Source organism: Catenulispora pinistramenti (assembly GCF_018274385.1).
In the GTDB taxonomy this organism is placed as follows: domain Bacteria; phylum Actinomycetota; class Actinomycetes; order Streptomycetales; family Catenulisporaceae; genus Catenulispora; species Catenulispora pinistramenti.
Window position 1 is genome coordinate 1 of the sequence record NZ_JAAFYZ010000347.1, and the last position, 7,336, is coordinate 7,336.

At 69.4% G+C, this 7,336-nt stretch carries 4 protein-coding genes; 3 read left to right on the forward strand and 1 reads right to left on the reverse strand.

Annotation, left to right across the window (positions count from 1 at the left end; all coding sequences use genetic code 11):
• On the forward strand, window positions 1-913 hold a 913-nt coding region (locus KGQ19_RS46250; protein ID WP_212021590.1), incomplete at its 5' end, for a putative Ig domain-containing protein.
• Window positions 914-2,899: 1,986 nt separating this feature from the next.
• Window positions 2,900-3,406 carry an NUDIX domain-containing protein gene (locus tag KGQ19_RS46255; protein ID WP_212021594.1) on the forward strand — a complete coding sequence of 169 codons (507 nt, stop codon included), beginning with the start codon at window positions 2,900-2,902 and terminating at the stop codon, window positions 3,404-3,406.
• Between the two features lie 79 nt (window positions 3,407-3,485).
• Here the strand turns inward: KGQ19_RS46255 and KGQ19_RS50645 are convergent, their stop codons facing one another.
• Window positions 3,486-3,734, reverse strand: a complete 249-nt coding sequence (locus tag KGQ19_RS50645; protein ID WP_212021595.1) for a S1 RNA-binding domain-containing protein — start codon at window positions 3,732-3,734, stop codon at window positions 3,486-3,488.
• A gap of 148 nt (window positions 3,735-3,882) precedes the next feature.
• On the opposite strand from KGQ19_RS50645, the gene KGQ19_RS46265 reads away from it, so the two are divergent.
• Window positions 3,883-7,179, forward strand: a complete 3,297-nt coding sequence (locus tag KGQ19_RS46265; RefSeq protein ID WP_212021597.1) for a bifunctional [glutamine synthetase] adenylyltransferase/[glutamine synthetase]-adenylyl-L-tyrosine phosphorylase — start codon at window positions 3,883-3,885, stop codon at window positions 7,177-7,179.
• Window positions 7,180-7,336: the final 157 nt, after the last annotated feature.

Here is a 7,336-nt window from a genome sequence, read left to right on the forward strand (position 1 = left end):
CATCTACCAGCACACCAGCAACTTCTACGACGTCACCTCCGGCAACGACGGCACCTGCACCCCGTCCTACCTGTGCACCGCCGGAACCGGCTACGACGGCCCGACCGGCATCGGCACCCCCAACGGCATCACCGGCCTGCAGACCGGCGGCAGCGGGACCGAGACCGTCTCGGTGACCAACCCCGGCAGCCAGACCTCGACGCAGGGCACTGCGATCAGCACCCTGCAGATCTCCGGCACCGACTCGGCCGGCAAGTCGCTGACCTACACCGCCACCGGACTCCCGGCCGGCCTGTCGATCAGCAGCTCCGGCGCCATCACCGGCACCCCGACCAGCACCGGCGCCTCCAGCGTGACGGTCACGGCGTCCTCGGGCACCGCCTCCGGCTCGACCTCGTTCTCCTGGACCGTCAGCACCTCCGGCGGTGGCGGCGGCTGCACCGCGGCGCAGCTGCTGGGCAACGCCGGCTTCGAGACCGGCAGCGCATCCCCGTGGACCGCGTCCTCCGGCGTCATCAACAGCGACACCACCGACGAGCCCGCCCACTCCGGCAGCTACGACGCCTGGCTCGACGGCTACGGCACCACCCACACCGACACCCTCGCGCAGACCGTCAGCATCCCGGCCACCTGCACGAGCGCCAACCTGTCCTTCTGGCTGCACATCGACACCGGCAACGTCTCGGGCTCGGCCGAGGACACCCTGGCCGTCCAGGTCCTGAACTCCTCCGGCACGGTCCTGTCGACCCTGCACACGTTCTCGAACCTGGACGCCAACAACGGCTACTCGCAGTTCTCCTACAACCTGGCTCCCTACATCGGCCAGAAGATCACCATCAAGTTCACCGGCACCGAGATCGGCGACGGGCAAACCTCGTTCGTCAACGACGACAACGCCCTCAATGTGGATTAGCAACTGGGGCTAGCAGTCAAGCCGCATCATGCTGAGCTGCGGGTGGTGGACCGGCGACGGTCTGCCACTCGCAGTGCGCTGTTGCTGCTGCGTGGTCTGTACGGTGCCTGCGGGAGAGTAGGCCGGCCTCGGTGGCGCGGTGTGCGGTGCGTGGTGCGTGGTGCGTGGTGCGTGGTGCGGCAAGTCTTGCGTGTGGGGTGGTTGGGGTTCGGGTCTTCTTGTGGGGCTGAGGTTTGCGGGCCGGGTTGCGGTTGGGGTGTGGGTTGAAAGGCGATTTTTACGGCCTTCGGTCATAGTTTTGCCGGTTCGGGGTTCGTGGTGGTGGGTGTGTTTGTCGGCTGCCGGTTTTCGCGTTCACAACCCCGCCGCACCTCAGGCCTCTTCAACTCCAGCAAGTGAGGGCAAGGACAAGGGCAAGATCAACGGCACAGGCCAGATCAAGAGCAAGATCAAGAGCTGTGATGAAGGGCCGGGCCTCCGGCGGGCCTCGGCAACCTCAGGGAAACTAGCGCGGTTCCCTAGGGTGGCTGGGTCAGGGCTCAGCGGCGGCGGTTTGTGGGGTGGTGCGGTCCGTTCCCCTCGGTCGCGTCGTCAGCCCGGGGGGTACAGCACCGGTGTCCGGGGGTAAAGTCCGCGCGCTGCGGTCGGCGGTCTGAGCTGCGGTTTCGTACGGCGCGAACTTGACCCCCGGCCACCGGCACTGTAGGCGAAGCCCTGCCGACGCGACCGAGGGGAACGAACCGAAAACCAGCCGGAAGAATGGCAAAGCCCAGTGGTTCGGTACCGGCGGCTCGGCGAGTTCGGCCGCCGGTTCAGCGCCTGGCAGCGCACCAGCCCCGAGGTGTACATTCCCGGCTGGCGGGTGCGGATCGCGCCGACTACCAAGACAGACACCGGCGGATAGCGGATTGGCCTCGCCACCAAAGCCGATGCTGCGGGCAGCAAGGCCCGCCGGGATATCAGCAACTGGCGATTGGTTGTTGTGGGCGCAGTGTCCCGCACCGCACCCGGGCATGTTCTCGACTAACTGACCACTGGCCCGCCGCCACACCCTTACTGGCAGCGGCATCAACCAACCGGTGTCCTCGTTCCCTGCGTTTTGTATTTCTCCGGCTGGTTTTCGGTTCGTTCCCCTCGGTCGCGTCGGCAGGGCTTCGCCTACAGTGCCGGTGGCCGGGGGTCAAGTTCGCGCCATACGAAACCGCCGCCCACCTGCATGTCCGCAGCGCGCGGACTTTACCCCCGGACACCGGTGCTGTACCCCCCGGGCTGACGACGCGACCGAGGGGAACGGACCGCACCACCTCACAAACCGCAGCCGCTGAGACTGACCCAGCCACCCGAGGGAACCGCGCTAGTTTCCCTGAGGTTGCCGAGGCCCGCCGGAGGCCCGGCCCTTCATCACAGTGGTCTGGCGCGTTGCAGCGCCGTCGTGTCGGCGCGAAAATGACCCCGAGAGGTGCTGTCAACGTCGCTGACGGTTCACCTCGCCCCGCTCGTCATGATCCTGCGAACACTGAGCCGACGCAGCGATATCGGAGCGGTTCGCGAACTGAACCCGAAGCTTCACGCGACGGCACGGATCCTTGACTGCCATCTGCACCAACATCGCCTGGGAGGCCGGGCCATTTCATGGTGCCCTGGGTCACCCTCATTTTCCGGCTAGCCCTTGACCTTGACCTTGCTTGTGGCTCTTGATCTTGCCTGTGATGTTGATCTGGCCTTTGTCCTTGCTCTGACTTGCTGGAGTTGAAGAGGCCTGAGGTGCGGCGGGGTTGTGAACGCGAAAACCGGCAGCCAAGTCACAGACCCGCCGACCCGAACCCCGAACCGGCACAACTATGACCGAAGGCCGTAAAAAGCTTCTAAAACCCAAATATCAACCGCAACTAACCCCACAAACTCCCGCCCCCCAAAAAACACCCGAACCCCGAACAGCCCCCAGCCAGAGGGATCCAACACCCCTCCCCATGCTTTGATAACCAGGTGAACCCCGACGAAGAACTCGTCTACGAAGTCGACGAGAACGACCGGATCCTGCGGATCGTGCGCCGCGGCGAACTCACCGACCACAACCTGCGGCACCGGAGTATCGCCATCCTGTTCCGCGACAACGCGGGCCGGATCCTGGTGCATCGCCGCGCCGAGGTGAAGCGGGTCTTCCCTAAGCACTACGACATGTTCGTCGCCGGGATGGTTCCGGCCGGTGAGACCTACGACAAGACCGCGCGCCGGGAGGCCGCCGAGGAGGTCGGGCAGCGCAATGTCGTGCTGCGGCCGGTTGGCAAGTGGCGGTATGACGTGGAGCCGGTGCCGCAGTGGGCCTGCGTCTATACCGCCACCGTCACCGGTCCGGTCGTTCCGCAGCCGGAGGAGGTGGAGTGGTTCGCGTTCCTGACCGAGGACGAACTCGAACAGAGCATCGCGGATAACGAGTTCTGTCCGGACAGCCTCTACTTGTACCGGCGCTTGCGGCGCGAGCCGGAGGAGTAAGCCAGCGCGAGCCGGAGTGAGGCCCGCGCCCTGGACCGGGAGCGGCACCGAACCCGCGGCGGCACCGCCCCCCAGCGGATCAGCCCGCTGACAGAACCAGCCGCTGCCGCCTGGCGTCGATCTCGTCGATGCGCACGGTCAGCCGGTCGCCGACCTCGGGGGTGTGGTCGAGGTGAGTCCTGTGCAGCAGGCCCTCGACCCTCCCGCCGAGTCGGATGAAGGCGCCGAAGGGCGCGACCTTGGTTATCGAGCCGGCGACGAGGTCGCCGGAGGCGTGGTCCGCGGCGAACGCGTTCCACTCCGCATGAAAGTCGTCCTGCTCGGGCACGTGGTCACCTCATTCGTAACGGGCCGTCCGCGGCTTCGCGGCTTGTGCCCAGTCTCGCAACCAGGTGCCCCCGCGGCTACCCCCGGGACACAAACACCTGGCGGACACCGGGCGCCGGGGGCGATCGTCGTCGGCTACATTGGGCCGGGTGGCACAGACGGCGGCACTTGGCCGGGGACCGGAGTCGGCACGCTCGCGACTGGTCCGGCTCGGCTTCACCGATCCCGAGTCCGCCCTCGAGACGCTGGCCGAGGCCCCGCTCGGCGAACTGAGCGGCGATCCGTTGTTCCTGGAGGCGATCGGCCGCACCGCCGACCCGGACCAGGCGCTGGCCGCCACCGGACGGCTGCTGGCGGCTGCCGGGGACACCGAGGCACTGGCGGCCACGCTGGCCGCCTCGAAGCCCTTCCAGGACCGCTTGCTGGGCGTACTCGGGGTGAGCGTGGCGCTGGGCGACCACCTGGAGCGGCATCCCGAGGGCTGGCACGGCCTGGTGGAGTTCGACGTCGAGGATCTGGCCCCGGCCTTCCGGCGGCTGATGCTGGAGGCGGTCGGGGCGGACCCGGACGCCGCCGAGCCGGTGGCGGACCTGGCCGGGATCCCCGCGCGGGACGCACTGCGCGTCGCCTATAGGGACGCCCTGCTGGGGATCGCGGCGCGCGACATAGGCGCGTCCTCGATGAACGAGGCGACCGCGACCTACGACCAAACGGCCGCCGATCTCTCCGACCTGGCCACCGCCACCCTGGACGCGGCCTTGGCGGTGGCGCGCGCGGAACTTCCCGAGGACTACCCGCCGGCCCGGCTGGCGGTCATCGCCATGGGCAAGTGCGGGGCCCGGGAGCTCAACTACGTCAGCGACGTGGACGTGGTGTTCGTCGCGGCCGCCCCGGACGGCACCGACCAGGACGACGAGCACCTGGCGCTGCGCACCGCGACCCAGCTGGCCGCGACCATGATGCGGGTCTGCTCCGACACCACCTCCGAGGGCGCCATCTGGCAGGTGGACGCCAACCTGCGCCCGGAGGGCAAGAACGGCCCGCTGGTGCGCTCGCTGCCCAGCCACATCGCCTACTACGAGCGCTGGGCCAAGACCTGGGAGTTCCAGGCGCTGCTGAAGGCGCGCGCCGCCGCCGGCGACCGGGAACTCGGCGCGAAATACGTCGAGGCCGTCACCCCGATGGTGTGGGCGGCCTCCCGGCGGGCCGGCTTCGTCGCGGACGTGCAGTCGATGCGGCGCCGGGTGGTGGCGCACATCCCGGCCAAGGAGGCCGAGCGGGAGTTGAAGCTCGGGTCCGGCGGTTTGCGGGACATCGAGTTCGCGGTGCAGCTGTTGCAGTTGGTGCACGGGCCCACAGACCCGGCCCTGCGCAAGCGCGGAACGTTAGAGTCTCTGGGGGCGCTGTCCGCGGGTGGCTACGTGGGGCGAGCGGACGCCGCCGCACTGGCCGACGCGTACCGGTTCCTGCGCACTCTGGAGCACCGGCTACAGATCCACCGCCTGCGCCGCACCCACACGCTTCCCGAGGAGAAACCCGAGCTCCGGCGCCTCGGACGGTCCATGGGATTTCGGAAAGATCCGGTTGATCAGCTGAACAGTGAATGGAAACGGCACAAGCGGGAAGTAAGGCGGCTGCACGAAAAGCTCTTCTACAGGCCGTTGTTAGACGCGGTGGCCCGCTTGACGCCGGGACAAGCCGCATTGGGTGGTGCAGTTCACTTGACGCCGGAGGCCGCGCAGTCTCGGTTGGAAGCTCTCGGCTACACGGATCCCGCGGGAGCGTTGCGTCATCTGACGGCGCTCACGTCCGGAGTGAGTCGCCGCGCGGCGATCCAGCGGACCCTCCTGCCGGTGATGCTGGACTGGTTCGCGGACGCGGCCGATCCAGACGGAGGACTATTGGCGTTCCGCAAGGCGTCCGAGGCGCTCGGGGACACGCACTGGTACCTGCGGCTGTTGCGCGACGAGGGCGCCGCCGCCGAACACCTGGCGCGGGTCCTGGCCTCCGGACGCTACGCCCCGGACCTGCTCCTGCGGGCCCCGGAAGCCGTCGCCATCCTCGGCGACCCGGCCAACCTGGTGCCGCGCGCCAGGCCGGTGCTGGAGGCGGAGATCCTGTCCGCGGTCGGGCGGGCCTCGACCCCGGAGGCCGCGGTCGCCGCGGCGCGCGCGGTGCGCCGCCGTGAGCTCTTCCGGATCGCGGCCGCGGACCTGCTCGGGCTGCTCACCGTCGAGCAGATCGGCGACGGTCTCAGCGCGGTCACCGCGGCCACCCTCAGCGGGGCGTTGCAGGCCGCCACGACGGCGATCGAGAACCGGCTCGGCGGGCCGCTCCCGACCCGCTTCGCGATCATCGCCGCCGGCCGGTTCGGCGGACGGGAACTCGGCTACGGCAGCGACGCGGACGTGCTGTTCGTGCACGATCCGCTGCCGGACGGGGCCGAGGCGGCGAATCCGGACGAGGCCGCTCGGGGCGCGTCTGACAATGCCGTGGCCGTGGCCGACGGCGCCGCCTCGGCATCCGCGCGATCCTCGGCATCCGCATCCGCGGTATCCCCGGCGTCCGCGGTATCCATGGCGTCCCCGGCGGATGCCGCCGCGGCCCCGCGCCTCGCCGGACCCGAATCGGCCAACGGCAGCCCGGCGCCCGCCCGCCGCGTCTCGCCCCAGCGCGAACGCGCCGCGACCGACGCCGCGCACGCCGTCGCCAACGAACTGCGCCGCCTCCTGCAGATCCCGACCCCCGACCCGCCGCTGATCATCGACGCCGACCTGCGTCCGGAGGGCCGGCAGGGCCCGCTGGTCCGCACCTTCGCCTCCTACGCCGAGTACTACCGGCGCTGGTCGGACGTGTGGGAGGCGCAGGCCCTGCTCCGGGCCGAGCCGGTCGCCGGCGACCCGGAGCTGGGGCGGCGCTTCGAGGCGCTGATCGACCCGCTGCGCCGCCCGGAATCAGGGCTCGATGAAACCGCGGTGCGCGAGATCCGGCGCATCAAGGCCCGGGTGGAGGCCGAGCGGCTGCCGCGCGGCGCGGACAAGGCCCTGCACACCAAACTCGGGCCCGGCGGCCTGTCGGACGTCGAGTGGACCGTGCAGCTGCTCCAGCTCTGCTACGCGCACGAGGTCCCCGCGCTCCAGACCACCCGCACCCGGCTGGCGTTGTCCGCCGCCGTGGACGCCGGCCTGCTGGAGTCCGACGACGCCGAGATCCTGGACGAGGCCTGGATCGAGGCCACGCGGGTGCGCAACGGCATCATGCTGGTGCGCGGCCGGGCCGGGGACTCGATCCCGAACGACATCAAGGAGCGCGCCGGGATCGCGATGTATCTGGGCTCTGAGAACAGCGAGGAGTTCGTCGAGGAGTACCGGCGCGGCGCGCGGCGGGCCCGTGCGGTCGTTGAGCGTGTCTTCTATGAGTGGAGCAGCGAGCCGGGGCGGTCCTGACAGACCGCCCCGCCCGATTCTCTGAAAAAGGCCCTAGAACGCTAATGAAGATCTTGTGATGGGGGGCCGTCCTCGTGTGGGGCGGCTCCCTCGATCATGTGGTGGTGCTCAGTGCCCAGGTGCCGCTGGTGTGGTGGAGGCCGAGGTTGACCAGTCG